The sequence below is a fragment of the Thermodesulfobacterium geofontis OPF15 genome, from assembly GCF_000215975.1.
GTDB lineage: Bacteria > Desulfobacterota > Thermodesulfobacteria > Thermodesulfobacteriales > Thermodesulfobacteriaceae > Thermodesulfobacterium > Thermodesulfobacterium geofontis.
This window is the reverse complement of record NC_015682.1, coordinates 241,357-264,534: the sequence shown is the minus strand read 5'-3', so window position 1 is coordinate 264,534 and position 23,178 is coordinate 241,357. Positions and strand designations below refer to the sequence as shown.

Genomic DNA, 23,178 nt, shown 5'->3' with positions numbered 1-23,178 from the left:
TTCTCTCAGTAAAATTTACTTTAAGGAATTTTAATGGTTTTTAAAGGGCAAGTTTCGCAAAGAGGTTCTTTTTTCTTACAAAAATTTTTACCACAAGCAACTAAAAGGGCATGAAATTCATTAAAAAGCTGAGGATCTTGAGGAAGATTTTCCATAAATAAAGCCTGCATTTCTTCATAAGTTGCTTCTTCAGGAACAAGAGAATGACGATGTAAAATTCTATAGGTATAGGCATCAACTACAAAAATTGGTAAATTTCCTGCATATAAAAGAATACTATCTACGGTCTCTTTACCTAATCCTTTTATATTTAAAAGTTCTTCTCTTGCTTTTTTGAGCCCCTTTGAAAATAAAATATTTAGATCTCCTTGATAATTTTCTATTAAAAATTTAACGAAATTTTTAAGCCTTTTTGCCTTAGTATTATAAAATCCAGAAGGTTTTATAATTTGAGAAAGGGATTCTAAGGGGATATTATAAAGTTTAAAAGGGTCTAAAAGATCTTTCTTTTTAAGATTATCTATAGCTATTTTCACATTTTTCCAGCTTGCATTTTGGGTAAGAATTGCTCCTACACATATTTCAAAAGGTGTATCTGCAGGCCACCAATTTTGAGGTCCAAAATGGGCAAAAAGGCTTTCGTAAATTTCGTACAAAATCTGAGAAATATTTTTCATAATTCTTCTTTTAGAGAAACAACTCTTGTACCAAAAGAAAAATCAAAAATAAAAAAGCCTTCTTTTTCAAGTTCTTCTCTAATTCTGTCTGCTAATTCATAATTTTTTTCTTTTTTTGCCTTCTCTCTTATTTCAATTTTTTCCAATATATCCCTTTTTTCTACTACTTGGGGGAACTTAAATATTTTTAAAATTTTATTGAGATTTTTAAGGGATTTTAGAACTTCCTTTTTATAATCTAAAGGTAGACCTTGCTTTAAATAGGGATAAATTTTTTTAAAAAAGGAAATTATTTCAGAAATAACTATAGGGGTATTTAAATCTTCTTTTAATGCCTCTTTCCAATTATTTTCAAAATCTTTTAAAATTTGCCAAAGCTTATCTTTATCTTCTATCTTTTCATTTTCAGGGGTTGCCCCTAAATAGGCTATATACCTATCAATTTTTTCTAAAATTTTAGAGCTTTCTTCTAATCCTTTCCAACTAAAATTAAATCGATTCCTATAATGAGTTCTTAAGAAGTAAAATCTTAAAACTCTCCCTGAAAATCCTTTATTTTTAATATCCTCTATAGTAATTCTATTTTCAGAAGAAATTTTTTTTCCGTTATAAAAAACTAAACCAGAATGAACCCAATATTTTGCAAGTTCTTTTCCAGTTAATGCCTTAGCAATAGCTCTTGTATTTTCATGATGAGGGAAAATAAGATCGTTTCCACTAGTAAAAATATCAATTTCTTCTCCAAGATATTTTAAAACAAGGCTTGCACAATGAATATGCCAAGTGGGTCTTACTTTTCCAAAAGGGGTTTCAACAAAATATCCTCTTTTTAATTCTAAAATTTGGACTCTTTTTAAAAGGGCAAAATCAAAGGGTTCTTCTTTATCATATTCCTCAAGATCAATTGTAGCACCGGGTTTAAGAAAACTTAAATCAATTTTAGAAAGTTTACCATATTCAGAAAATCTTGAAATATCAAAATAAAGACTTGAATATTTCACATAGGCTTTATCTTTTTCCAAAATACTTATAGCAAGTTTTTTCATATCTTCTAAATGCTCGCTAACCTTAGGATAAAAATCAGCTTTTTCAATTTTTAACCAATCTAAATCTTCGTAAAATTCTTGTTCCACCTTTGAGGTAAGTTCTCTTAAATCTACATCTTTTTCTAAGGCAGTATTAATGGTTTTGTCATCAAAGTCTGTTAAATTGACTACATGGATAACTTTGTAACCCATCAGTTTTAGGAAACTTTTTAATATATCTACAGTAATAAGTCTTCTATAAAGACCTATATGTGGTCTTGTATTTAGCGTAGGACCACAAGTATAGATTTTTACTTCTTTATCAATTAAAGGGTAGAAGGCTTCTCTTTTGCCTGAAAAGGTATTGGTAAGAAATAAATCTACTTCCTTAGGTAGTTCTTTTCTTATTGTTTCAAAGCTCCAAAGTGGTGTTGAAAGATATCTTTCTCCTCCATCAGGGAAAATAACTACAATTAACCCCTCATCCAAGGTTTCTGCTAATTTTAATGCACCTGCTAGGGCTGCACCTGAACTCATACCTACAAAAATACCTTCCTCCTTAGCTAATTTTCTTGCCCAATAAAATGCTTCTTCATCATCTATATTTATTACCTTTTCAAGAAGGCTCTTTTTATAAATACTTGGTGGATAAGATTCTTTCATATTTTTTAAACCTTGGATTTTATGTCCGGGATTAGGCTCTACCCCTATTACTTTAACAGGTAGATTATTGTCTTTTACAAACCTTGCAATTCCCATAGCAGTTCCTGTTGTCCCAAGACCACAAACTACATGAGTAACTTTACCCTCTGTGTCTCTTAAAATTTCTGGAGCAGTAGTTTTATAATGACTAAGCCAGTTTGCATCATTATTAAACTGATCAGTACAATAATATTTATCAGGATTATTTCTCCAAATTTCATAAACAGTCTCTATAGCTCCATCAGTTCCTTTTTCTGCTGGAGTTAAAAGAATTTCTGCCCCGTAAGCTTGCATTATTTTCCTTCTTTCTATAGAAGCTGATTCTGGCATAGCAATTATGCATTTATATCCTTTTACTGCACATACTAAAGAAAGCCCTATTCCTGTATTCCCGCTTGAAGCTTCAATTACAATCTTATCTTTAGTTAGAAGCCCCTTTTTTTCTGCTTCTTCTATCATAAAAAGTGCTGGTCTATCCTTTATAGAGCCTCCAGGATTTTGACTTTCTAACTTCCCCCAAATTTCTATAGATGGCTTGACTTTTATATTTCTTAGTTTAATTATGGGAGTGTTACCAATTTTTTGTAAGATATTATGAAATCTCATAAGGTTTTTATAAGCTTTTTATTCGTCTTATTTTATATTACTTTAGGGAGTTGCCAAGTAAATAAATTAATCCCCAATAAATTTATCTATTTTGAAGATATATTTTATACCCTTCAAGAAAATGATACACTTGTAGATTTAGCTGTCCAATTTAAAGTGGGATATTATCATATAACCCTTGCTAATCCTAAGGTAGATCCTTGGATACCACCCAAAGGAAAAAAAATTATTATACCCAAAAAGGTTTTAATTCCTGAGGAATTTTTAAATCTATCTAATAATTTTATTCTTATTAATCTTCCAGAAATGAGACTATATTATTTCAAAAATAATGAGTTTTTAGTAGCTCCTATAGGAATTGGTGTTAAAGGTAGTTTACCTCCTTTAGGATTATATACTATAATTAATAAAAAAGAAAAACCCACTTGGTATCCTCCTCCTTCTATAAAAGCTGAAGACCCTACTTTACCTGACGTAGTTCCTCCAGGACCAGAAAATCCTATGGGTGATTATGCACTTTACTTATCAAAAGGTCTTTATGCTATACATGGCACAAATAAAGTATATAGCATTGGTAGAAGAACTACCCATGGATGTATTCGTCTCTATCCAGAGGATATAAAATTTTTGTTTGAAAATGTTCCTGTAGGAACTTTAGTAAAAATCATTTATGAACCTTACAAAATTGCTATAGAAGGAAAAAGTATATATTTGCAAGCTTATCCTGATATAGAAAATTTTATAAAAAATCCTCTACCTTATATTATACAAAAATTAGATAAACTTACAGAAAGAAAAAATTTAAGTTATAAAATTAATTTAAAAATTTTAGAAAGGGTTCTTAAAAATCCTGACGGTTTAATTCATAAAATAGGGGAAATTAAAGATTAAGTTTGTTCGTATTTTTTTAATTTTTTATAAATTAGCAAAAAAGTAAGGGCTCTACTTTCAATTTCTTCTAATAATCCAGCTTTATAAAGGCTTTTTAAAGCCTCTATATGAGATCTATGATTGGAATAGATTGCCTCAATTTCTGCTACTAAAGGATATCCTAAAGCAAATAAATCTCCTACGATATCAAGGATTTTGTGTCTTACAAATTCATCTTCAGTTCTCAAACCTTCAGGATTAAGAACTTTATCTTTATCTAAAATTATAGCATTAGAAAGACTACCTCCTTTTATTATGCCCTTATTTTTCCTTTCAAAAAGTATATCTTTAAAACCAAAGGTTCTTGCAAAAGCAATTTCATTAATATAAGACCTTGGATTTATCTCAATTTCTAAGCTTTGTTCTCTTATAAGGGGATGTTCAAAAGATATGAAGGCTTTAATTTTTAAAGTATTAGAGGGTTTGAAATTTATTTTAGAAACTCCATTTTGATACTGAAAACTTTTACGAAGATAAAATTTCCTTTTAGGGATTAATAAAAATCGATATCCCACTTCTTGAATTTTTCTTACCCAAGGATATGCTGAACCATCAAATAAGGGTATTTCTTCTCCATAAACATAAATATTCGCATTATCTATTTGAAGTCCATGAAGAGCAGAAAGGAGATGTTCCACTAAATAAATAAAATGTTCTCCATCAGTTATTGCAGTTGCACCCTCAAGCCCAATTATATTTTCTATTTTTAATGGAATAACAGGCTTTCCCGGTAAATCTGCTCTTATAAAATTAATACCTCCATTTTCCTCAGCTGGTTCAATTTCTACCCTTATATTTTTACCAGAAAAAATGCCTTCACCTTCTAAAACTACTTTTCCAGCTAAGGTTCTTTGATATTCCATTTTGAGCTTATCTCCTTTTTTAATTTTAATTAAAAATTAGCAATTTTTGTGCCTAATTTGAACTATTAAATTTTTCTAAATTTTTTTAAAAAATTTGGAATTTTAAATGTGTAAATTTGTAAACAGGTGTGTTATAAAATACACAATTATATAAGAGATAAATCAAAAATCTTTTCTTTTAAAATAACTTTTTTAACTCTTCCTTTGAGTTTTTTATTTAAAAATGGAGTATTCTTGCTTTTGGATTGAATTATTTCTTCAGTTAAAACGTATTCTTCTTCAGGATCAACAATTATAACTTCAGCTGAGTTTCCCTTTTTAAAAGAAGGAGGGTCAATACCTAATACTTTAGAGGGATTTACAATAAGTTTTTCAAAGAGGGCTAAAGGTGTTAAATAGCCTTCTCTTATTAAATTAAGACTTAAAGGAAGTAAAGTTTGAAGCCCTATCATACCAAATGAGGCATGCTCAAATTCTATTTCTTTTTCAAGAGGGCTATGAGGTGCATGATCGCTTGCTATTACTTCTATTAACCCCTCTTTTAAAGCAAGTTTTATAGCTAAAACATCTTCTTCAGTTCTTAAAGGTGGATTTACTTTTGCTAAGGTATTGTAATTTTCTACTTCCCTTTCTGTTAAGGTAAAATAATGAGGACATGTTTCTGCTGTAAAGGGGATATTCTCTTCTTTAGCCCATTTTAAAAAAGGTATAACTTCCTTAGTTGAAAGATGAGCTAAATGAACAGATTTTTGAGTTTCTTTAGCCAAAATAAGATCTCTTAATACTGCTATAGTTTCTGCAGAAGTAGGAATTCCTTTTAATCCTAATTTTGCTGAGAAATATCCCTCATTAATTTGTCCACCCCTTGATAGACTTATGTCTTCACAATGTGAAATTATAGGTAGATCAAAGTTTTTAGCATATAACATTGCTCTTTTCATAACTCCTGAATCTTGAACCCACTTTCCATCATCGGAAACTGCAATAGCTCCTGCTTTTTTTAATCTTCCAAATTCAGTAATTTCCTTTCCTTCCTGTTTTTTAGTAATACAGGCAATAGGATAAACAGTAACATAAGCTTTTTGAGATGCCCTTTCAAGAATATATTTAGTAACCTCTGGGGAATCATTAGGAGGTTTTGTATTCGGCATACAAGCTAATCTCAAAACCCCTCCATATAAAGCTGATTTTGTTCCTGTTTCTATATCTTCTTTCCATTCCTCCCCTGGTTCTCTTAAATGAACATGGATATCTACAAGTCCTGGTAAAACCCATAAATTGTTAGCTTCTATTATTTCTACCCTTTCATGAATTTCTATATTTTTTTCAACCTCTAAAATCTTTCCATTTTCTATTAATAAATCTCCTAAAAAATCTAAATTTTGTGAAGGATCTATTATTCTTCCTTTTTTAATTAAAATCTTCATAACCTCTTTCACCTGTTAAAAACCTTAACAGAATTGCCATTCTTATAGCTACTCCATTTTCTACTTGGTCTAAAATTACTTGAAAGGGATATTTTTCCATTTCATAAGCAAGTTCTACTCCCCAATTTATAGGTCCAGGATGCATAAGGATTGTTTTTTCTTTCATTAATTCCAAATGTTCTGGTTTTAAACCAAAGAACTCATGATATTCTAAAAAACTTGGGATAAGAGCTTCTCCATGTCTTTCTCTCTGTATTCTTAGAGCTATTATTATATCTGCATCTTTAATAGCGTCTTCTATTTTATAACAAATTTTAAAACTCCTCTCAGAAAGCTTAAAATAATTTTCCTCTTTAATATCTGGTAAAAGATGAACTGGGCCAGAAACCCAAACAGTGGATCCCATTTTCTGAAAGGCTAATATATCTGAATGAGCAACTCTACTATGCTTTATATCTCCTATAATTGCAACCTTTAAATCTGAAAGAGTTCCAAGTTTTTCTTTAACAGTTAAAAGGTCTAAAAGTGCTTGAGTGGGATGCTCATGAGTTCCATCCCCAGCATTAATAATGGGAACTTTACTATATTTAGCTACAAAATGAGGTGCCCCAGCAACAGGATGTCTAATAATAAAAAGATCTGCTCCTATAGCTTCTAAATTTTTAATAGTATCTAAAAGAGTTTCTCCCTTTTCTATACTTGTACCTTTACCTGTAAAAGTTAAACTATCTGCAGATAAGGTTTTAGCAGCCTTTTCAAAAGAAAAGCGAGTCCGAGTTGATGGTTCATAAAATAAATTAATTATCAATTTTCCTCTTAAAGTAGGAACTTTGGGAATTGGTCTATAGAGAATTTCTTTTAAATTTTCTGCTAAATTTAAAAAATCTTCTATTTCCTCCTTAGAAAGAGAAGCAATATCAAGAAGATGCTTAATTTTTAAATCCATAAATATTCCTTAATATAATCTACTGTCTCTTCAGGGGTATCAACTATTTTAAAAAGATCAATATCCTTAGGAGAAATTTTGTTATTAGGAATAAGAAAATCAACCATCCATTTATAGAGAGGGTCCCAAAAATTTCTATCTATAAGTACTATAGGAATAGGCTTTATTTTTTTTGTTTGTACTAAAGTTAAAACTTCAAACATCTCATCTAAGGTGCCAAATCCTCCTGGAAAAAATACAAAAGCAACTGAGTATTTTGCCATCATTACCTTTCTTACAAAAAAGTATTTAAATTCTAATTTAATATTAGCATAAGGATTAGGTTCCTGCTCTAAAGGCAATCTAATGTTTAATCCTACCGAATATCCTCCAGCTTCGGCAGCGCCTTTATTAGCTGCTTCCATAATCCCTGGTCCTCCACCTGTAATAACAGAAAAACCAGCTTTTACCAATAGTTTTCCTAATTCTTCTGCTTTTTTATAATCTGGATGATCAGGAGATGTTCTTGAGGAACCAAAAATAGTAACTGCTGGATAAACTCTGGGAAGAAGTTCAAAACCCTCTACAAATTCAGCTAAAATTTTAAATAATCTCCATGATTCCTTAGCTGCAAGTCCTTCAAGTACATATTGTTTTTCTTCAAAAAATCTTCCTTCAAGAGTCCTTTGCTTCATTTACCCCCCAGTTAAAATCTTTTAAAAATTTTAAAGAATTCAATTCAAAAGGCAAAAAATATTTTAAGAACTTTTCGCTAATTTTCAAAATTTTTTCTTTAATATAAATTGCTTTTTCTAAATCTTTTTCTAATTTTTTTAAACTTTCAAGTTCAACAGGCATTTTAATTAAAGATCTTAAAATATCAACTATTTCTAAATCAAGTTTCTCACTATTTCCATCCTTGCACCTAAAACAAAGTATTCCTCCTTCAGGAATAGAAAGGAAAAAAATTTTTTTAGGTTTATAGCCACACTTCACACATTGAAAAAATTCTGGGGACCATCCTGAAAATTTTAAAATTTTTAATTCAAAAAAAGGTTTTAATAAAAAAAATAAATTTCCCTTTTCTATTTCCATAAATAATTTTTTTATAAAAGAAAAATATTCTATATAAAGCCCGGAAAAACTTATTTTTGAAAGGATTTCTCCCATATAAGAAATCATTAAATACTTTTTATAGTCCTTTCTGATGCTTTCTGGTAAAAAAAGAAGATCCGCTTTTTCTAAAATAGGTAATTTCCCCTTTGCAGTTTTTCTTAAATGGGCTTTTATTAAATTGAATTCCTCTAAAAGATTGACAAACCTTTTACGACTCTTTTGAGCCCCTTTAGCAACACTCCAAATTTTTCCTTTAGGAGTAAAAAGCTCTATTAAAAGATCTATTTCGCCTAATTTTTCCTTAGAAAGAATTAAAGCTTCTAAAGAGAAAATCATTTATAAATAAATTTTAATATATCTTTTTTCTTCAAGTTCATTAATCCATTTCTCTAAGACTGTTTGGGCTTTCAATTCAAATAATTTTTGATATAATTTTTCTTTCATTTCTTCAAAGGAAGGAGGCGTACCTTCTTCAATTTTAAGAAGCCTTATAATATAATATTTTTCATCTTTTTTTATTACGGGGGTCACTTCACCAGGAGAAATATTTTTAAGCTTTTCTAATATTTCTGAAACTAATTCATCCTTTTTAAAAGGTTCATCTTTTATAAGTTGTACATTAGTAGGATAGGTCTTATAAACTTCTTCAAAACTTTTTCCCTTAAGGATTTCTTCGTATATAGAGGAGGCTAATTTTTCATCTCCATTTATAATTAAAATTGACAACCAATATTTTGGAGAAGGGTCATAATTTTTTATTGTTTCTTCATAGGCTTTTTTAAGTTCTTCTTCAGTAATAACTACTTTTCCTTTTAACTGAATTTGAACAAATTTATATTTTAATATTTTATCTCTAACTTTTTCTTTATATTCTTCATAACTTATTCCTTGTTTTTTTAAATATTCTTTAAATACCTCCTCTCCACCTATTGAATTAATTTCTTCATTTAAGAGTCTTTTAAGTTCTTCATCACTTACAGTTAAGCCATACCTCTGAGCTTCTATTTTTAAAACACTTTCCTCTATCCATCCTTTTAAAATATTTCTTCTTATTTGATTTTTTATTTTTTCTTTTTCCTCTAAAGGTAAATCTGGTTTTATAAATCTTTCAAAATAGGGCTTACACATTTCATCTAAATCATAAAGGGTTAAAAACTCATCTCCTACCACTGCTACGATTTTATTAATAATTTGAGAAGCAAAAGAATGGGTAGTAAAAATTAAAAAAAAGAATAAAGAAAGAATAAATTTTTTAATTTCCATTTTTATTCACTTTCTAATTTTAGAGTAACATAATATCTTCCTTTTGGTGTTCTAATTCCTAATAACACCTTTTTTGTTTCTAAGGAAGGTTTAAGAGCTTGGAAGAATTCATTTAAATTTTTAATTTTTTTACGATTAACTTCATCAATTATTAAGCCAGGAGAAAGTCCAGCATAATCAGCCGGTGTTTCAGGAATAACCTCAGTAATAATAACACCTTGAAGAGAAGGCAATCTTAATTTTTTTGCTATTTCAGGAGTAATATCTTCAACTATTAGTCCTAAATTTTCTAACAATTCTTCTATATTTTCCATTTCAGTCTTAGAAAGAATTAGTCCTTCTTTTTGAGCTCCAATTTTAACTTTTATAGGCATTTCTTTTCCATTTCTTATAATCCTCAATTCTACTTCTGTTCCCGGTTTAGTTAAAAGAACATAATTTTTTAATTCTGAAGCATTTTTGACAGATTTACCATTATAACTTATAACTACATCTTTTTCTTTTAATCCTGCTTTTTCAGCAGGAGAACCAGGTTTTACCTCTGTAATAAGTGCTCCATCGGTAGTGTTTAAACCTAATTCTTTAGCTAAGGCTGGTGTTAAATCTTGGATACCTACCCCCAAATATCCCCTTTCAATTTTTCCTTTAGTTTTTAGTTGTTCCACCACTGTTTTTACAATATTACTTGGAATGGCAAATCCTATTCCCATATAACCACCAGATCTTGTAAATATAGCTGTATTCATTCCTATAACTTCTCCCTTTAAATTTAAAAGAGGACCTCCTGAATTTCCCGGATTAATAGCTGCATCTGTCTGAATAAAATCTTCTACATCCGATATTCCTATTCCACTTCTTCCTTTAGCACTTATTACACCTACGGTTACAGTATGGGAAAGTCCAAAGGGATTACCAATTGCAATAACCCATTCTCCTACTTTTATTGAATCAGAATCACCGAGAATCAGAGTGGGAAGATTACTTGCTTCGATTTTAAGTAAGGCTATATCTGAAAATGGGTCAGTACCTATAATTTTACCTTCAAAAATTCTTCCATCTACTAATTTTACAGTAATTTTTTGAGCTCCCTGAATTACATGATTATTAGTAACTACATATCCGTCTGAAGAAATTATAAACCCCGAACCTGCTCCCCTTTGTCTATACCGAGGGGTAGAAAAAAATCTTTTAAAGAATTCATCACCAAAAAAGTCAAAAGGAAACATCTCCTTAGGAATTGAAACTACCTTTTCTGTTTCAATGTAGACAACAGCTGGAGCAGCCTTCTCTGCTACATAAGAAAAAGCTTTTGAAAGTTCATTAGCTACTTCCAAACTTTTTGAAATAGTTGTTCCATCTTCTGCAATTAATTCCTTTGACTTAAAAAATCCCGTTTTATCTATAAAAGTTTTTGCTAAAAGCCCAAAAACAAAAGCCAAAATAATAAGTAAAATAGTTAATTTATAAGAACTCCAAGAAAACTTCCTCATACCTTCTTCCCTCCTTATTTAGCAAATTAGTTATTACATAATCCATTATTTTTTTTATATTAACTACATCTTCTTTATTATAAAGAATAAGTTTTTTCAAGGAATTTTTATCTCTTTCTTCTACCCATTTTCTCCATAACTTTACTGCATCATAACCATTTAAACCTTCAGTTTTTCGAATAATTCCTAACATCTTTTCTATTTTTTTTAGACCCCCTTTTAATCCTACTTCCTTAGTTAAATAGAATAAATCAATATGAACTAAAGGGGTTTTTAAGTAAGGGAAAGCCTTTTTTATAAAGGGAATATCAAAATTTTCTCCTCCAAAGGTTATCCAAATAGGTGTAGAAGCAAGAAATTTTATAGCTTTTTCTAAATTAAAATTCTTTATAAAAGGATAATACTTATTATCTTTATATATACCTATTAAAGTAATATCGTTTTTTTCTTTAGAAAGACCTTCAGTTTCTATATCTAAAAACAATAAATGCGAGGGAAAATAAAGATATAACACCCATTTTTCTTTTTCAGAAAGTTTAAGGCGCTTAAATTTTTCTTCAAACTCTTCTAATAAATTACTTACTTCTATTTTGTACATCTTTCATCTTTAAATAAATCTTGGGTTGATAGGTTTTATAAAGATTTTGTAAAATTTGTGCTATCAATTCTTCTTCTTTTTCTTGTCTATAATCTTCTTCCACTACATTTTTAACTTCATCAAAAGAAAGAACCCTTTCTGGAATTATTTTTTCTACTTTTACAATATGATATCCATAAGGAGATTTAATAGGAGTACTTATTTCACCTACTTTAAGCTTAAAAATTTCCTTTTCAAATTCAGGTATAGTTTGTCCTTTTCTGATTATACCTAAATCTCCTCCCTTTTCTTTAGAACCTGTATCATCAGAGTACATTTTAGCAAGCTCTTCAAAATTAGCACCTTTTAAGAGTTTTTTCCTTATTTCATTTGCTTTTTTAAAGGCACTTTCTTGGGTAGCATTATCTGCATCCTTAGAAAAATAAATCAAAATATGTTTAATATGTCTTGCTTCTGGTTCTTTATATTTTTCTTTATTTTTCTCATAATATTCTTTTACTTCCTTTTCAGATATTTTCAGATTAGCTGTCTTTTTCTCAAAATATTTTTGGGCAATAAAATTTTTTTCAATTTCTGCTAATTCTCTTTTAACAGATTCTTCTTTATCAATTCCTTCTTTTTTACCTGCAAGAGAAAGTAAAGATAAATTAACCCATCTATTTACTATGGCTGAAACTATTTCATCTTTTAATTCAGGTTTTGATTTTAAAATTTGTTGAATTTGGGTATCTTCTTTCATCATTTTATTTACATCTTCTTCATAAAGTTTATAAGGTCCAACTTCAGCTAAAAGTTTCCCCTCTTCTGAGTAAGCCTTTAAATAAAGGCAAAAAATTAGTGCAAAAATTGCAAAGATAAAAGTAAATTTTTTCATAAAACCCCCTTTATTTTATTTTTGTTCCTGGCAAAAAATAACCAGGACCGCAAACCTTGCCGGGATAGACATAGGATTTTTTTCCTAAAAGTGTTCCCGGTTGCAAAACAGAATTACAACCAGTTTGACATAAATCTCCCAAAATAGCTCCCATTTTTTTGAGCCCTGTATTTACAATTTCGTTATTAATTACTAAGGTTATAATTGTTTTACTAAATTTTAAATTTGCAAGTTTTGTTCCTGCCCCTAAGTTTACACTATTTCCAAGTATACTATCCCCTATATAAGCAAAGTGAGAAGCCTTGGCTGAACTAAAAAATATACTATTTTTAACTTCAGTAGTATGCCCTATTACTACTTTTTCTCCTGTATAAACACTCCCTCTAATATAAGAACCATGCCTTATTTGTGTTCCTTTAGAAAAATAAGCAGGTGGGAAAATTAGAGAAAAGGGCTCTACTATAACTTCCTCTTCAAAAAATATCTTTTTTCCAGTTAAAAAAGCTCCTGCTTTTAAAATAGCCCCTTTTATTTTTTCCCCTTTTAAATAATACTCATCATTATAAATCTCTAAATCTTTTAAAGGTATAACTTCTCCTTCTGAAGTTAAAAATAAACTTTCAGGTATAGGGATTCCTATAGGTATTTCCTTAGGTAATTCAGGGACTATATCTAAAAGATAGGTTTTTAAAAATTTTAAAGGCTCCCAGGGAAGAGCATTTTTAAATAATTCTGCTATTTTCTCATTTTCTAAGTTTTCAAAAAATAAATCTAATGATATATTCATATTGGCAACATTATAAACCTTTAAAAGGCACTTGTCAAAAAGAAAAAATTGATTAAAATTCTATAAAAAATTGCCCCTGTAGCTCAATAGGACAGAGCAGCGGCCTTCTAAGCCGTAGGTTGGGGGTTCGAGTCCCTCCAGGGGCGCTTTTTTTGAAAATTTTTAGTTCTAAGTTATATTATTTTCAATTTAAAAGAGGTGATAAAAAATGAAAAAAGGAATCCATCCTCAGTATTTTGAAGATGCGATAGTGAAATGTGCTTGTGGTAATGAATTTAAAGTTGGTTCTACAAAGAAGGAAATAAGGGTAGAAATTTGTTCTAAATGCCATCCCTTTTTCACAGGAGAAATGAAATTTGTTGATACAGAAGGAAGAATTGAGAAGTTTATGAAAAAATATGCAAGTTTTTATGAAGAAAAAGAAAAAAATTAAAATTTAAAAATTGAAAAAATATGAGTTTAGCAAGTTTTTATTTAAAAAAATTAGATGTTTTAGAAAAAAATTTTGAAGAGATTTCTTCAAAATTATCTGATCCTTCTATAATTTCTAACCCAGAACTCTATGCCAAATTAGCTAAGGAACATGCTGAACTTTTAGAGATTGTGGAAACCTATAGAGAATATAAAAAAATATTAAACCAAATAAAAGAAAACAAACAGCTTATAGAAGTGGAATCAGATGAAGAATTAATAGAATTGGCTAAAGAAGAATTAAAGGAATTAGAGAATCGTTTGGAAGAATTAGAAAAAAAATTACCTATCCTTCTTTTACCTAAGGATCCTAATGATGAAAAAAATGTAATTTTAGAAATAAGAGCAGGAGCTGGTGGAGAAGAGGCTGCTTTATTTGCTGCTGATCTTTTAAGAATGTATCAAAGATATGCTGAAAAAAAGGGATGGAAATTTGATATTCTTGATGCTAATGAAACTGGTCTCGGAGGTTTTAAAGAAGTTATAGCTAAAATTGAAGGTAAGGGTGCTTATAGTAGACTAAAATACGAAAGCGGAGTTCACAGAGTTCAAAGAGTTCCTATTACTGAATCTTCTGGAAGAATACATACTTCAACCGCTACAGTAGCAGTTCTACCTGAAGTAGATGAAGTTACAGTGGAAATAAGACCTGAAGATTTAAAAATTGAAACTATGAGAGCAAGTGGGCATGGTGGACAACATGTTAATAAAACCGAAAGTGCAGTAAGAATTACTCATATTCCTACAGGAATTACTGTAACTTGCCAAAATGAAAGAAGCCAACATCAAAATAAAGCAACTGCTTTAAAAATTTTAAGAGCTAAACTTTATGAATTGGCTTTAAGAGAACAAAATGAAAAAATTCAAACAGAAAGAAAATCCCAAGTTGGAACAGGAGAAAGATGTGAAAAAATAAGAACCTATAATTTCCCACAAAATCGTGTGACTGATCATCGTATTGGATTAACCGTTTACAATCTTCCCGAGGTTTTAGATGGAGAACTTGATGAATTCATAGATGCACTAATTGCTCATTATAGGGTTAAGGCCTTAAAAGAAGAGGAAGAAAAACTTAGCTTAGCTGCTTAAATTCAACTTTTTAACTAATGATAACTTACTATAGTTTTGGTAGTCTTAGTTTTAAAGATAAAACATATCACAAAGACCTTATTATTATAAAAACCCCAAAAGAAGAAAAAATTTTTCCTGATTGGTGGAGAAAGGAAGGTCATAGATTACAAGTTGAAGATTTAGAAGAGGTATGGAAATATTCTTTAGAATATTTAATAGTAGGAACTGGAGCTCATGGGGTAATGAAAGTTGATTCTGAAGTAGAAAAGAAGGCAAAAAGTTTAGGCATTAAAATTGAAATTTATAAAACTGATTTAGCTGTTAAAAGGTTTAATGAACTCTATTCTTCAGGAGTTTCCTTAGCTGGTGCTTTTCATTTAACCTGTTAATTTATCTATTCCCAACTCCAAGGATTTTCTTTTTTTACTGAAGAAGTTTTTTGAGATGGTATTTGTTTTTTTGAGGATTCTTCTATATAAGTTTGAGATTGAGAAGTTTGAGGTTGGGGCTGACTTGGTTGATAAGTTTCAGCTGGTGGTTGAGGAGAAGGAGCAGGAATTACTTGAGGAGAATAATATTTGGGAGTTTTTTCTTTTTCTCCAAAAGGCCATATACGAGACCATAGCTTAGAAAGGATACCCTCATCTTCTGAATAGTAATAATAAGTATAAGGTGGTGGAGAATAGGGATAGTAAGGCTGAGGAGGATACATGGGTGGATAATTAGGAGTAACTGCAGTAGCATTATTATTTTTTTCTTTTTCTTCTTCTGCCCATCCAATTGTTCCTGTAGAAAGATCTATTACTAATTTACTACTCAGTCCCTCTGGCTCATAATCTCCATAAGGACTTTTGGCTCTGGTTACTTTTGGTTTTCTTTCAATAGGTGTAGAAGGAAAAAGATAAGGTGCATAATAATAGTATCCTCTCTCCGGATGTTCTTTCCCTAATCCATACGGTGCTAAAGCATAATAAGGTTCCCTATAAAAATCTTCCTCCTTTCCTTCTATATACATCCTTGCTTTTTGTGCAAATTTTGAAATTTGGGGAATTATATCAGAAATATTTTTTATTTCTTGGAAAAATTGAGCAGGCTTTTTTTCACCAGATAAATCTATTATTTGTGCATCAATACTTACTCCTTCTCCTAAAACAGTAATACTTCCCCATATAACGTAATTTGCCTTAAATTTATTACCCAAATCTTCAGCTATTTTTCTATTTATTTTTTCAAAATTTTTAATTTCTTCCTTAACTTTCTCCATTTCTACTATTTCTATTTTAGAAGGAGAAAAAAGACGGCTTATAAGCATTTCTGGGATAGCTTCTTTTAAATAAGAATATTCAGGAGGTGAATAGATATCAAAAGGAAGTATTAAAACTTTTTTAGTTTCAGAAGTATTTTCTTGTCCAAATACTTTAAAACAAAACAAAAAAACAAAAACAAAAATAAAAACTAATATTTTTTTCATAGTTTTTTCCTTGTTTTATAATTACTATTTTTAAGATAAACCATTTTAAAATTTTGTCAAAAAATTTTTTGAATACAATTATAATTTTTAAAAAAAATTTTAGAGTTATAATTAGTTTAATGAAGATTGTAGGAATTGAACCCAAAAATTTTAAAACTCACGTCTTTTCTGCTTTTAAACTTCCTCGCTTAGCTATGCCTCTTCTTGGCACAATTTTAAAAAATAAAGGATACAAAGTTAAAATTTTTTTGGAAGAATGGGCACCTATAAATGAAAATATTATCAAAGAAGCTGATGTAATTATGATTTCTACCATTACTCCCACAGCAAACAGGGCTTATGAATTAGCTGATTATTATAAAAAGAAGTATAAAAAAATTATTATTATGGGAGGACCTCATGTAAGTTTTTTAGCAGATGAAGCCCTTTTGCATGCAGATTTCATTATAAGGGGAGAAGGAGAAAAAGCCTTATTAAAGCTAATAGAAAATATAGAAAGGGGAAGTAATGACTTTTCTTCTATACCAAATCTTTCATATAAAAAAGATGGCGAATTTTATCATAATCCCTTAGATGAAAATTTTGTGGATCTTAACTCTTTACCTATACCTGATTTCACTTTAGTTGAGGGTTATAACCTTAATAAACTTAAAATTTATCCTATTTCTACTTCAAGAGGTTGTCCTTATAACTGTACCTTTTGTGCTGTAGTTCCTATGTTTGGTAGAAAATACAGATTTAGAAATGAAGATCTTGTTATAGAGGAAATAAAAAACCTTAAAAAGGTAGAGCATATATTTTTTTATGATGATAATTTTGCAGCAGATAAAGAAAGAGCCAAAATTCTTCTTGAAAAGATGATAAAAATAAATTTTAAGGGAACTTGGTCTACTCAGGTAAGAATTGATATTTACAAAGATGAAGAATTATTAAAACTTATGCAAAAAAGTAATTGTAGTACCCTTTATATAGGTTTTGAATCTATAAACCCTGAAACCTTAAAACTTTACAAAAAAGGTATTACACCAGCTCAAATAGAGGAAGGAATTAAAATTCTTCATAAATATAATATTAAAGTTCATGGAATGTTTGTAATTGGTGCTGATACTGATACAAGAGAAAGTATTTTAGCTACCTTAGATTTTTCTAAAAAAATGAAAATTGACTCTGTTCAGTTTTTAATTTTAACCCCTGCTCCAGGAAGTAAAATTTTTGAGGAATTTTTAAAAGAAGGTAGGATTTTTACTACTAATTGGGATTATTATGATGGACATCATGTAGTCTTTTATCCAAAAAATATGAGTCCCTTTGAACTTCAAGAATTAGCTTTTAAGCTTTTTGAAGGTTTTTATTCTTACAAGGGTGCTATAAAATATTTGTTAAAACTGGACTGGATACATGCAACTATTCATTTCTTAGGAACAAAATTAACCAAAAAGGCAAGAAAAGAAAGAAAAGAATTTCTGAGAACCTTATCAAAAATTTAATCTTTGATATAATATTTTTATTACAAAAAAATTTCAAAAATTAGAGGAGGCAGGAATGAAGGTAGTGATAGCTTATGATGGTTCTCAAGATGCAAAAGAGGGTCTTAATGTAGCTAAGAAATTTTTAAAAGAGGTGATTGATGAATTGATACTACTTTATGTAGTTCGTAAAAGAGAAGGTATGAGTAAAGAAGAGGAAGAAAAAGAAATTGAAAAAGCTAAAAAGTTATTAGAAGAAGCTAAAGCTGAGATTAAAGACGAATTTGTTATTAGAGAAGCAATAATAGCTGATTATTCTATAGCTGAAGCAATTCTTAATTTTGTTGAAAGTGAAGAAGCGGACATGTTAATTATGGGGGCAAGAGGTGTGAGACCCGATATTATAAGATATACCCTTGGTAGTACTACTGCAAAAGTAGTAAGTTTTGCTCCTTGTTCTGTATATATTGCTAAAAAGAAATAAAAATTATTTACTAAATGACTGATTTATTTTTCTTTTTAAGTTTTTTTGTATATTTGATTTCTTTTATAGGGTTTGGTTTTTATTTTAAAAGTCTTAAAAAAGAAGCTCTAAAATATGCTCAATTGGTTTTATTAGTAGGTTTTATTTTTCATACTCTTTTTTGGGTATTTAAAATTTTTCAAATTTTTACTACCTCTCTTCTTTCTTTTAAATATCTTTTTAACTTTCTTTCTTGGGAATTGGTTTTAATCTATTTTCTTTTTACTATCCTTCCTATAAAGATTTATGCTACAGGTTTTTTTCTTTTACCTATTGTTTTAATATTATTACTTCTTTCTTACTTTTTCCCTCAAGAAATTTTTTCTCCCTTTAGTCCCCATTTTAAAAGTTTATGGTTTCCTTTACATGCCTTTACAGGACTTTTTTCTCATGGGTTTTTACTTTTTGGAACAGTTACCTCTTTGATGTATATCTTACAGGAAAGAGAAATTAAGAAAAAACATTTAGGATTATTTTTTAGAAAGCTTCCGCCTCTTGAATATTTAGACAAAGTTACTGAAAAATGTCTTTACTTGGGGTTTATTTTTTTATCCTTAGCTATGATAAGTGGAGCTATTTGGAGTGAGATTGCTTTCGGAAATTACTGGAGATGGTCACCTAAGGAAGTTATAACTCTAATACTATGGTTAATTTATGCGGTTTTGATACACCAGAGGGTTTTAATCGGCTGGAGAGGGAAAAAGGCTTCTTACATGTTTTTATTAGGATTTAGTATATGGCTTATTAGTTTTTTTGTGATAAATTTATTTTCCAAGGGATTTCATACCTATGGATCTTGATGTTGTTATATTATTAATTGGATTGAATCATAAAACAGCTCCTATTGAAATAAGAGAAAAGCTTACATTTAAAAATTCTTCCTTACATCCTTTGGAAAAAATTAAAAAAGAGATTTATTCTTTTAAAGAGGGCTTATTTTTATCTACCTGCAATAGAGTTGAATTTTATTTTGTTTTGGATCCTGATAAAAAAAATCAATTTTTGAAAGATTTTTCATCTTTTATAGAAAAAGAATCCACTTTCAAATGGAAAGATTTAGAACCCTATCTTTATTTTTTTGAGAATGAAAAAGCAGTGAAACATCTTTTTGAAGTAGCCTGTGGGCTTGATTCTATGGTAATTGGAGAACCTCAAATTCTTGGACAGGTTAAATCTGCATATAAAGATGCATTAAATTATCGCACATCAGGAATAGTTTTAAATAGATTACTTCATAAATGTTTTTTTGTAGCTAAAAAGGTAAGAACTGAAACTGGAATAGGTGGAGGAGCTGTTTCTATAAGTTATGCAGCTTTTAGTCTTGCAAAAAAGATCCTCGGGTCTTTAAGGGATAAAACTATTCTTTTAGTTGGTGCTGGTGAGATGGCAGAACTTGCTTGTATGCATTTTGTTTCAGAGGGAGTTAAAAAAGTAATCATTGCTAATAGAACACTCTCTAAAGCTATTGAGTTAGCAGAAAAATTTAAAGGAGAAGCCTATTCTTTAGATGAACTTCCTCAGGCTTTAATAAAAGCTGATATAGTAATTTCTTCTACCGGAGCACCAAACTATATTATTACTAAAAATATGGTAAGTTCTATTTTGAAACCAAGAAAATATAAACCTCTCTTTATAATTGATATAGCTGTTCCAAGAGATGTAGAGCCTGAAGTAAATAAGCTCGAAAATGTTTATCTCTATGATATAGATGATCTAAAATCTGTAGTAGAAGAAAATTTAAAAGAAAGAAAAAAAGAAGCACTTAGAGCACAAGTAATAATAGAAACTGAGGTTTTTAAATTTCAAAAATGGCTTAAAGAACTTGATTTTTATCCTACTTTTAGAGCTTTAAGTGAAAAAGTAGAAATCCTTAGACAAAATGAACTTGCTAAAACTTTAAAAAAACTTAAAAATCTCTCAGAAGAAGAAAAAGAAGCTATAGAAATATTGACTAAATCTTTAGTTCAAAAACTTATCTACTATCCTATTAACTTCATTAAAAAAAGTTATCATGAAGAAGGGAGGTATGCTATAAGTTTAATAAGGCAGATCTTTGAGCTTGATGAACCATTTAAAGAAATCTCTGATGCCGAAATAGAAAACTTATATCCTAAAGTTGAAGAAAAATCCCAATCTGAAGAAAATATTACCAAAGACACAAATACTAAAAAGATTTTAGTTCAATAAACCTTAAAAGGGGATATCTTCTTCGTCTAATAGGTTTTCTTCTAAATCTTCTAAAGGTTCTTCTTCTAAAGTATTTTTGAATCCTTGAATTGAAGGAATTTCCTTAGGTTCGGAATTGGATGCAGATTTTCTTTCAAGAATTTGAAGGGTATTAGCTACTATTTCAGTGATATATCTTTGATTCCCCTGTCTATCTTCAAATTTCCTTGTTCTTAATTTCCCTTCTATGTAAACCTGAGTTCCTTTAGATAAATATTCTCCACAAATTTCAGCAAGTCTTCCAAAAGCAACAATTCTATGCCATTCAGTAAGAATCTCCTTTTCTCCGTTTTTTATTATTACTTCATTGGTCGCTATTCTGAATGTAGCTACCGGTTTTCCATCAAGAGTATATCTAATTTCTGGATCTGCTCCAAGTCTACCAATTAGAATAACTTTGTTTATGCTCATTTTAATTTTAATGATATTCTACTTTTCAATTTTTTCAATTAGATTTTTTGCAATTCAAAATTTAATTTCTTGTATTAAAATTTAAAAATTATGAAAGCTTGGGTAATAGAGGAGATTACTCATATATCTGAAAATACTAATCCTTTAAAATTGGTAGAAATAGATGATCCTGAACCAAAAAAAGATGAGATTGTTATAAAAGTTTATGCTTGTGGGATTTGCCATACTGAAATAGACGAAATTGAAGGCAGAGCCCAACCATCTTTTTTTCCTATCATTCCTGGGCATCAAATAGTAGGAGAGGTAGTTAAAATAGGTGAAGAAGTAACCAAATTTAAAATAGGTGATAGAGTAGGAGCTGGGTGGATTTATTTTTCTTGTGAAAAATGCGAATATTGTAAAAGGGGATTAGAAAATCTTTGTTCCCAATTTAAAGCTACAGGTAAAGATGCTCAAGGGGGTTATGCAGAATATTTTAAAATAAAAGAAAATTTTGCTTTTCCTCTACCTAAAACTTTTTCCTATGAAGAATGCGCTCCCCTTTTTTGTGCTGGAGCTATAGGTTATAGGTCTATAAAATTAGCTAATCCAAGAGATGAACAAAATATAGGACTTGTGGGTTTTGGTGCTTCTGGACACCTTGTTTTAAAAACTATTAAAGCTCTTTTCCCATTTTCTAAAGTTTTTGTATTTGCAAGAAATCCCAAACAAAGAGAATTAGCTTTAAGTCTTGGAGCTTTCTGGGTAGGAGATATAGAAGAAGAGCCTCCCCAAAAACTTCATTGTGCTATAGATACAACTCCTGTTTGGAAACCTCCTCTTACTATTCTAAAATATCTTGTTCCCGGAGGAAGACTTGTAATAAATGCCATAAGAAAGGAAGATAAGGATAAGGAAGCTCTTTTAAATTTAGATTATGCTCGTGATCTTTGGTTAGAAAAGGAAATTAAAAGTGTAGCTAATGTAACCAGAAAGGATATTAAAGAATTTTTGCAACTTGTAGAAGTTTTCAATATTAAACCAGAAATAGAAATTTACCCTTTTGAGAAAGCTAATCAGGCTTTAATAGATATTAAAAATAAAAAAATTAAAGGAGCAAAAGTTTTAAAAATAATAGAATGAATTTTAAAGTTTCCATAGGATTTGATCTTCACAAATTAGTTCCAGGCAGAAAATTAAAGCTTTGTGGAATAGAAATTCCTTTTGAAAAGGGTCTTTTAGGGCATTCAGATGGGGATGTAGGATTACATGCTCTTATAGATGCTATGCTATCAGCTTCTGGTCTTCCTGATATAGGAACTATCTTTTCTGATAAAGATCCTCAATATAAAGACATAGATAGTATAAAACTTTTGGAAAAAACTTTAGAACTTGTAGAAAAAAAAGGATTTAAGATTTCTCAAATAGATCTAACCTTTATATGTGATAAACCAAAACTTTCTCCTTTTTATGAAAAAATGAAAAATTTACTTTCTGAAAAACTAAAAATAGATCCTTCAAATATAGGAATAAAAGCAAAAACTACAGAAGGACTAATGGAATCTCTCCAAATTGAAGCTATAGCTTGCTTTTGTTTGGTTGTTTTAACTAAATAAAAAATTAAAGCTAAAATTCTTAAGCTTGTATTTTTTTTATTATATGTTACTCTTCTTCTTAAGATAGAAGGTTGAGTTTTTAGAGTCCTATTCTCTAAAATCTCAACTTCTATCAAATTAAAATTTAAAGGAGTTTAAGATGCGTAAGGTTCAAATTGGTGATGTAGTAAGTATTCATTGTATTGGAAAATTAAAGAATGGGGAGATTTTTGAGAATACTTATAATGGAGAACCCTTTATTTTTCAAGTTGGCTCCCCTGAAATAATCCCTGGACTTTCTGAAGCTCTTATTGGAATGGAAGAGGGAGAGGAAAAGGAAGTTTTAATTCCTTATGATAAGGCCTTTGGTCCAAGAGATGAAAATTTAGTTAGAACTATACCCAGAGATGCTCTAAATATTGATGTAGAACCAGAGGAAGGATTAATGTTAAATCTTATAGTGGATACGCCTCGAGGAGAAATGAATTTCCCAGCTACCATCGTAAAAGTAACTGATACCGAACTTGTTCTTGACCTTAACCCACCTTTAGCAGGTGAAGACCTTTACTTCCATATTAAACTTTTGAAGATTTATAATCTGGATGAAGAAGATTTAATTCTTTAAGAATTTTCTTTTGGGGGTTCTCCCCCCTCTATTTATTTTTGTAAATTTCTGAATTAT

At 29.6% G+C, this 23,178-nt stretch carries 25 protein-coding genes and 1 tRNA gene; 12 read left to right on the top strand and 14 right to left on the bottom strand.

The genetic code is table 11. The annotated features are described in order from the left end of the window. Window positions 1-20: 20 nt before the first annotated feature. Window positions 21-677 carry an endonuclease III domain-containing protein gene (locus tag TOPB45_RS01400; protein ID WP_013909080.1) on the bottom strand — a complete coding sequence of 219 codons (657 nt, stop codon included), beginning with the start codon at window positions 675-677 and terminating at the stop codon, window positions 21-23. After that, window positions 674-3,010 carry a cysteine--tRNA ligase gene (gene cysS / locus TOPB45_RS01395; RefSeq protein ID WP_013909079.1) on the bottom strand — a complete coding sequence of 779 codons (2,337 nt, stop codon included), beginning with the start codon at window positions 3,008-3,010 and terminating at the stop codon, window positions 674-676. Before cysS ends, TOPB45_RS01400 begins: the two co-directional genes overlap by 4 nt. Here cysS and TOPB45_RS01390 point away from each other — a divergent pair. Continuing rightward, window positions 2,999-3,901 carry a L,D-transpeptidase gene (locus tag TOPB45_RS01390; protein ID WP_049774807.1) on the top strand — a complete coding sequence of 301 codons (903 nt, stop codon included), beginning with the start codon at window positions 2,999-3,001 and terminating at the stop codon, window positions 3,899-3,901. The two genes, cysS and TOPB45_RS01390, sit on opposite strands and share 12 nt — an antisense overlap. On the opposite strand, the gene lpxC is transcribed toward TOPB45_RS01390, so the two are convergent. The 10 genes from lpxC to TOPB45_RS01340 all read right to left on the bottom strand — a co-directional run bounded on the left by lpxC (window position 3,898) and on the right by TOPB45_RS01340 (window position 13,283). Then, a complete protein-coding gene (lpxC, locus tag TOPB45_RS01385) occupies window positions 3,898-4,803 on the bottom strand; it encodes a UDP-3-O-acyl-N-acetylglucosamine deacetylase (protein WP_013909077.1) in 906 nt (301 codons plus the stop codon). The genes TOPB45_RS01390 and lpxC overlap by 4 nt on opposite strands. A 146-nt stretch (window positions 4,804-4,949) precedes the next feature. Further along, entirely contained in the window at window positions 4,950-6,230 is a 1,281-nt protein-coding gene (locus TOPB45_RS01380; RefSeq protein ID WP_013909076.1) for a dihydroorotase, read from the bottom strand. After that, window positions 6,214-7,176, bottom strand: a complete 963-nt coding sequence (locus tag TOPB45_RS01375) for an aspartate carbamoyltransferase catalytic subunit (protein WP_013909075.1) — start codon at window positions 7,174-7,176, stop codon at window positions 6,214-6,216. The genes TOPB45_RS01380 and TOPB45_RS01375 overlap by 17 nt, the downstream gene beginning before the upstream one ends. Then, window positions 7,167-7,850 carry an LOG family protein gene (locus tag TOPB45_RS01370; protein ID WP_013909074.1) on the bottom strand — a complete coding sequence of 228 codons (684 nt, stop codon included), beginning with the start codon at window positions 7,848-7,850 and terminating at the stop codon, window positions 7,167-7,169. The genes TOPB45_RS01375 and TOPB45_RS01370 overlap by 10 nt, the downstream gene beginning before the upstream one ends. After that, window positions 7,831-8,607: a DNA repair protein RecO gene (recO, locus tag TOPB45_RS01365; protein ID WP_013909073.1), complete on the bottom strand. Its 777-nt coding sequence runs from the start codon at window positions 8,605-8,607 to the stop codon at window positions 7,831-7,833. Before recO ends, TOPB45_RS01370 begins: the two co-directional genes overlap by 20 nt. Beyond that, entirely contained in the window at window positions 8,608-9,534 is a 927-nt protein-coding gene (locus TOPB45_RS01360) for a peptidyl-prolyl cis-trans isomerase (protein ID WP_013909072.1), read from the bottom strand. A gap of 2 nt (window positions 9,535-9,536) precedes the next feature. Further along, complete coding sequence (locus TOPB45_RS01355; protein ID WP_013909071.1) at window positions 9,537-11,024, bottom strand: DegQ family serine endoprotease; 1,488 nt, start codon at window positions 11,022-11,024, stop codon at window positions 9,537-9,539. Next, window positions 10,996-11,622 (bottom strand): ribonuclease H-like domain-containing protein, encoded by a 627-nt coding sequence (locus TOPB45_RS01350; RefSeq protein WP_013909070.1) that lies wholly within the window; start codon window positions 11,620-11,622, stop codon window positions 10,996-10,998. Before TOPB45_RS01350 ends, TOPB45_RS01355 begins: the two co-directional genes overlap by 29 nt. Beyond that, window positions 11,600-12,496: a peptidylprolyl isomerase gene (locus tag TOPB45_RS01345; RefSeq protein WP_013909069.1), complete on the bottom strand. Its 897-nt coding sequence runs from the start codon at window positions 12,494-12,496 to the stop codon at window positions 11,600-11,602. The genes TOPB45_RS01350 and TOPB45_RS01345 overlap by 23 nt, the downstream gene beginning before the upstream one ends. Window positions 12,497-12,506: 10 nt before the next feature. Continuing rightward, window positions 12,507-13,283 carry an LbetaH domain-containing protein gene (locus TOPB45_RS01340; protein WP_013909068.1) on the bottom strand — a complete coding sequence of 259 codons (777 nt, stop codon included), beginning with the start codon at window positions 13,281-13,283 and terminating at the stop codon, window positions 12,507-12,509. Between the two features lie 72 nt (window positions 13,284-13,355). Here TOPB45_RS01340 and TOPB45_RS01335 point away from each other — a divergent pair. From TOPB45_RS01335 to TOPB45_RS01320, 4 genes are all read left to right on the top strand, one after another. Further along, window positions 13,356-13,429: transfer RNA gene (locus TOPB45_RS01335), tRNA-Arg, on the top strand. 62 nt (window positions 13,430-13,491) lie between these two features. After that, window positions 13,492-13,716: a 50S ribosomal protein L31 gene (rpmE, locus tag TOPB45_RS01330; RefSeq protein ID WP_013909067.1), complete on the top strand. Its 225-nt coding sequence runs from the start codon at window positions 13,492-13,494 to the stop codon at window positions 13,714-13,716. A gap of 20 nt (window positions 13,717-13,736) precedes the next feature. Beyond that, window positions 13,737-14,843, top strand: a complete 1,107-nt coding sequence (prfA, locus tag TOPB45_RS01325; RefSeq protein ID WP_013909066.1) for a peptide chain release factor 1 — start codon at window positions 13,737-13,739, stop codon at window positions 14,841-14,843. A gap of 17 nt (window positions 14,844-14,860) precedes the next feature. Next, a complete protein-coding gene (locus tag TOPB45_RS01320; protein ID WP_013909065.1) occupies window positions 14,861-15,214 on the top strand; it encodes an Mth938-like domain-containing protein in 354 nt (117 codons plus the stop codon). Between the two features lie 5 nt (window positions 15,215-15,219). Here TOPB45_RS01320 and TOPB45_RS01315 read toward each other — a convergent pair whose 3' ends face one another. Next, on the bottom strand, window positions 15,220-16,296 hold the full coding sequence (locus TOPB45_RS01315) for a hypothetical protein (RefSeq protein ID WP_013909064.1): 1,077 nt from the start codon (window positions 16,294-16,296) through the stop codon (window positions 15,220-15,222). 119 nt (window positions 16,297-16,415) lie between these two features. Between TOPB45_RS01315 and TOPB45_RS01305 the strand changes: the two genes are divergently transcribed. The 4 genes from TOPB45_RS01305 to hemA are packed head-to-tail and all read left to right on the top strand — an operon-like array spanning window position 16,416 to window position 20,472. Next, complete coding sequence (locus TOPB45_RS01305; RefSeq protein ID WP_013909063.1) at window positions 16,416-17,783, top strand: B12-binding domain-containing radical SAM protein; 1,368 nt, start codon at window positions 16,416-16,418, stop codon at window positions 17,781-17,783. Between the two features lie 55 nt (window positions 17,784-17,838). Further along, window positions 17,839-18,246, top strand: a complete 408-nt coding sequence (locus TOPB45_RS01300) for a universal stress protein (protein WP_013909062.1) — start codon at window positions 17,839-17,841, stop codon at window positions 18,244-18,246. 14 nt (window positions 18,247-18,260) lie between these two features. Beyond that, a complete protein-coding gene (locus TOPB45_RS01295; RefSeq protein WP_013909061.1) occupies window positions 18,261-19,085 on the top strand; it encodes a cytochrome C assembly family protein in 825 nt (274 codons plus the stop codon). Continuing rightward, the gene (gene hemA, locus TOPB45_RS01290; RefSeq protein WP_013909060.1) at window positions 19,075-20,472 is read left to right on the top strand and encodes a glutamyl-tRNA reductase; all 1,398 of its coding nucleotides are present in this window, start codon (window positions 19,075-19,077) and stop codon (window positions 20,470-20,472) included. The genes TOPB45_RS01295 and hemA overlap by 11 nt, the downstream gene beginning before the upstream one ends. A gap of 3 nt (window positions 20,473-20,475) precedes the next feature. On the opposite strand, the gene TOPB45_RS01285 is transcribed toward hemA, so the two are convergent. Then, entirely contained in the window at window positions 20,476-20,922 is a 447-nt protein-coding gene (locus tag TOPB45_RS01285) for a single-stranded DNA-binding protein (protein ID WP_013909059.1), read from the bottom strand. Window positions 20,923-21,012: 90 nt separating this feature from the next. Between TOPB45_RS01285 and TOPB45_RS01280 the strand changes: the two genes are divergently transcribed. From TOPB45_RS01280 to TOPB45_RS01270, 3 genes are all read left to right on the top strand, one after another. Further along, window positions 21,013-22,044 carry a zinc-dependent alcohol dehydrogenase family protein gene (locus TOPB45_RS01280; RefSeq protein ID WP_013909058.1) on the top strand — a complete coding sequence of 344 codons (1,032 nt, stop codon included), beginning with the start codon at window positions 21,013-21,015 and terminating at the stop codon, window positions 22,042-22,044. Beyond that, complete coding sequence (gene ispF, locus TOPB45_RS01275; protein ID WP_013909057.1) at window positions 22,041-22,517, top strand: 2-C-methyl-D-erythritol 2,4-cyclodiphosphate synthase; 477 nt, start codon at window positions 22,041-22,043, stop codon at window positions 22,515-22,517. The genes TOPB45_RS01280 and ispF overlap by 4 nt, the downstream gene beginning before the upstream one ends. Before the next feature lie 139 nt (window positions 22,518-22,656). Beyond that, complete coding sequence (locus TOPB45_RS01270; RefSeq protein WP_013909056.1) at window positions 22,657-23,121, top strand: FKBP-type peptidyl-prolyl cis-trans isomerase; 465 nt, start codon at window positions 22,657-22,659, stop codon at window positions 23,119-23,121. Window positions 23,122-23,178: the final 57 nt, after the last annotated feature.

Coding starts and splice junctions, on each gene's coding strand:
- TOPB45_RS01400 (WP_013909080.1), bottom strand. CDS start 677: ATGAAAAATATTTCTCAGATTTTGTACGAAATTTACGAAAGCCTTTTT.
- TOPB45_RS01390 (WP_049774807.1), top strand. CDS start 2,999: ATGAAATCTCATAAGGTTTTTATAAGCTTTTTATTCGTCTTATTTTAT.
- cysS (WP_013909079.1), bottom strand. CDS start 3,010: ATGAGATTTCATAATATCTTACAAAAAATTGGTAACACTCCCATAATT.
- lpxC (WP_013909077.1), bottom strand. CDS start 4,803: ATGGAATATCAAAGAACCTTAGCTGGAAAAGTAGTTTTAGAAGGTGAA.
- TOPB45_RS01380 (WP_013909076.1), bottom strand. CDS start 6,230: ATGAAGATTTTAATTAAAAAAGGAAGAATAATAGATCCTTCACAAAAT.
- TOPB45_RS01375 (WP_013909075.1), bottom strand. CDS start 7,176: ATGGATTTAAAAATTAAGCATCTTCTTGATATTGCTTCTCTTTCTAAG.
- TOPB45_RS01370 (WP_013909074.1), bottom strand. CDS start 7,850: ATGAAGCAAAGGACTCTTGAAGGAAGATTTTTTGAAGAAAAACAATAT.
- recO (WP_013909073.1), bottom strand. CDS start 8,607: ATGATTTTCTCTTTAGAAGCTTTAATTCTTTCTAAGGAAAAATTAGGC.
- TOPB45_RS01360 (WP_013909072.1), bottom strand. CDS start 9,534: ATGGAAATTAAAAAATTTATTCTTTCTTTATTCTTTTTTTTAATTTTT.
- TOPB45_RS01355 (WP_013909071.1), bottom strand. CDS start 11,024: ATGAGGAAGTTTTCTTGGAGTTCTTATAAATTAACTATTTTACTTATT.
- TOPB45_RS01350 (WP_013909070.1), bottom strand. CDS start 11,622: ATGTACAAAATAGAAGTAAGTAATTTATTAGAAGAGTTTGAAGAAAAA.
- TOPB45_RS01345 (WP_013909069.1), bottom strand. CDS start 12,496: ATGAAAAAATTTACTTTTATCTTTGCAATTTTTGCACTAATTTTTTGC.
- TOPB45_RS01340 (WP_013909068.1), bottom strand. CDS start 13,283: ATGAATATATCATTAGATTTATTTTTTGAAAACTTAGAAAATGAGAAA.
- rpmE (WP_013909067.1), top strand. CDS start 13,492: ATGAAAAAAGGAATCCATCCTCAGTATTTTGAAGATGCGATAGTGAAA.
- prfA (WP_013909066.1), top strand. CDS start 13,737: ATGAGTTTAGCAAGTTTTTATTTAAAAAAATTAGATGTTTTAGAAAAA.
- TOPB45_RS01320 (WP_013909065.1), top strand. CDS start 14,861: ATGATAACTTACTATAGTTTTGGTAGTCTTAGTTTTAAAGATAAAACA.
- TOPB45_RS01315 (WP_013909064.1), bottom strand. CDS start 16,296: ATGAAAAAAATATTAGTTTTTATTTTTGTTTTTGTTTTTTTGTTTTGT.
- TOPB45_RS01305 (WP_013909063.1), top strand. CDS start 16,416: ATGAAGATTGTAGGAATTGAACCCAAAAATTTTAAAACTCACGTCTTT.
- TOPB45_RS01300 (WP_013909062.1), top strand. CDS start 17,839: ATGAAGGTAGTGATAGCTTATGATGGTTCTCAAGATGCAAAAGAGGGT.
- TOPB45_RS01295 (WP_013909061.1), top strand. CDS start 18,261: ATGACTGATTTATTTTTCTTTTTAAGTTTTTTTGTATATTTGATTTCT.
- hemA (WP_013909060.1), top strand. CDS start 19,075: ATGGATCTTGATGTTGTTATATTATTAATTGGATTGAATCATAAAACA.
- TOPB45_RS01285 (WP_013909059.1), bottom strand. CDS start 20,922: ATGAGCATAAACAAAGTTATTCTAATTGGTAGACTTGGAGCAGATCCA.
- TOPB45_RS01280 (WP_013909058.1), top strand. CDS start 21,013: ATGAAAGCTTGGGTAATAGAGGAGATTACTCATATATCTGAAAATACT.
- ispF (WP_013909057.1), top strand. CDS start 22,041: ATGAATTTTAAAGTTTCCATAGGATTTGATCTTCACAAATTAGTTCCA.
- TOPB45_RS01270 (WP_013909056.1), top strand. CDS start 22,657: ATGCGTAAGGTTCAAATTGGTGATGTAGTAAGTATTCATTGTATTGGA.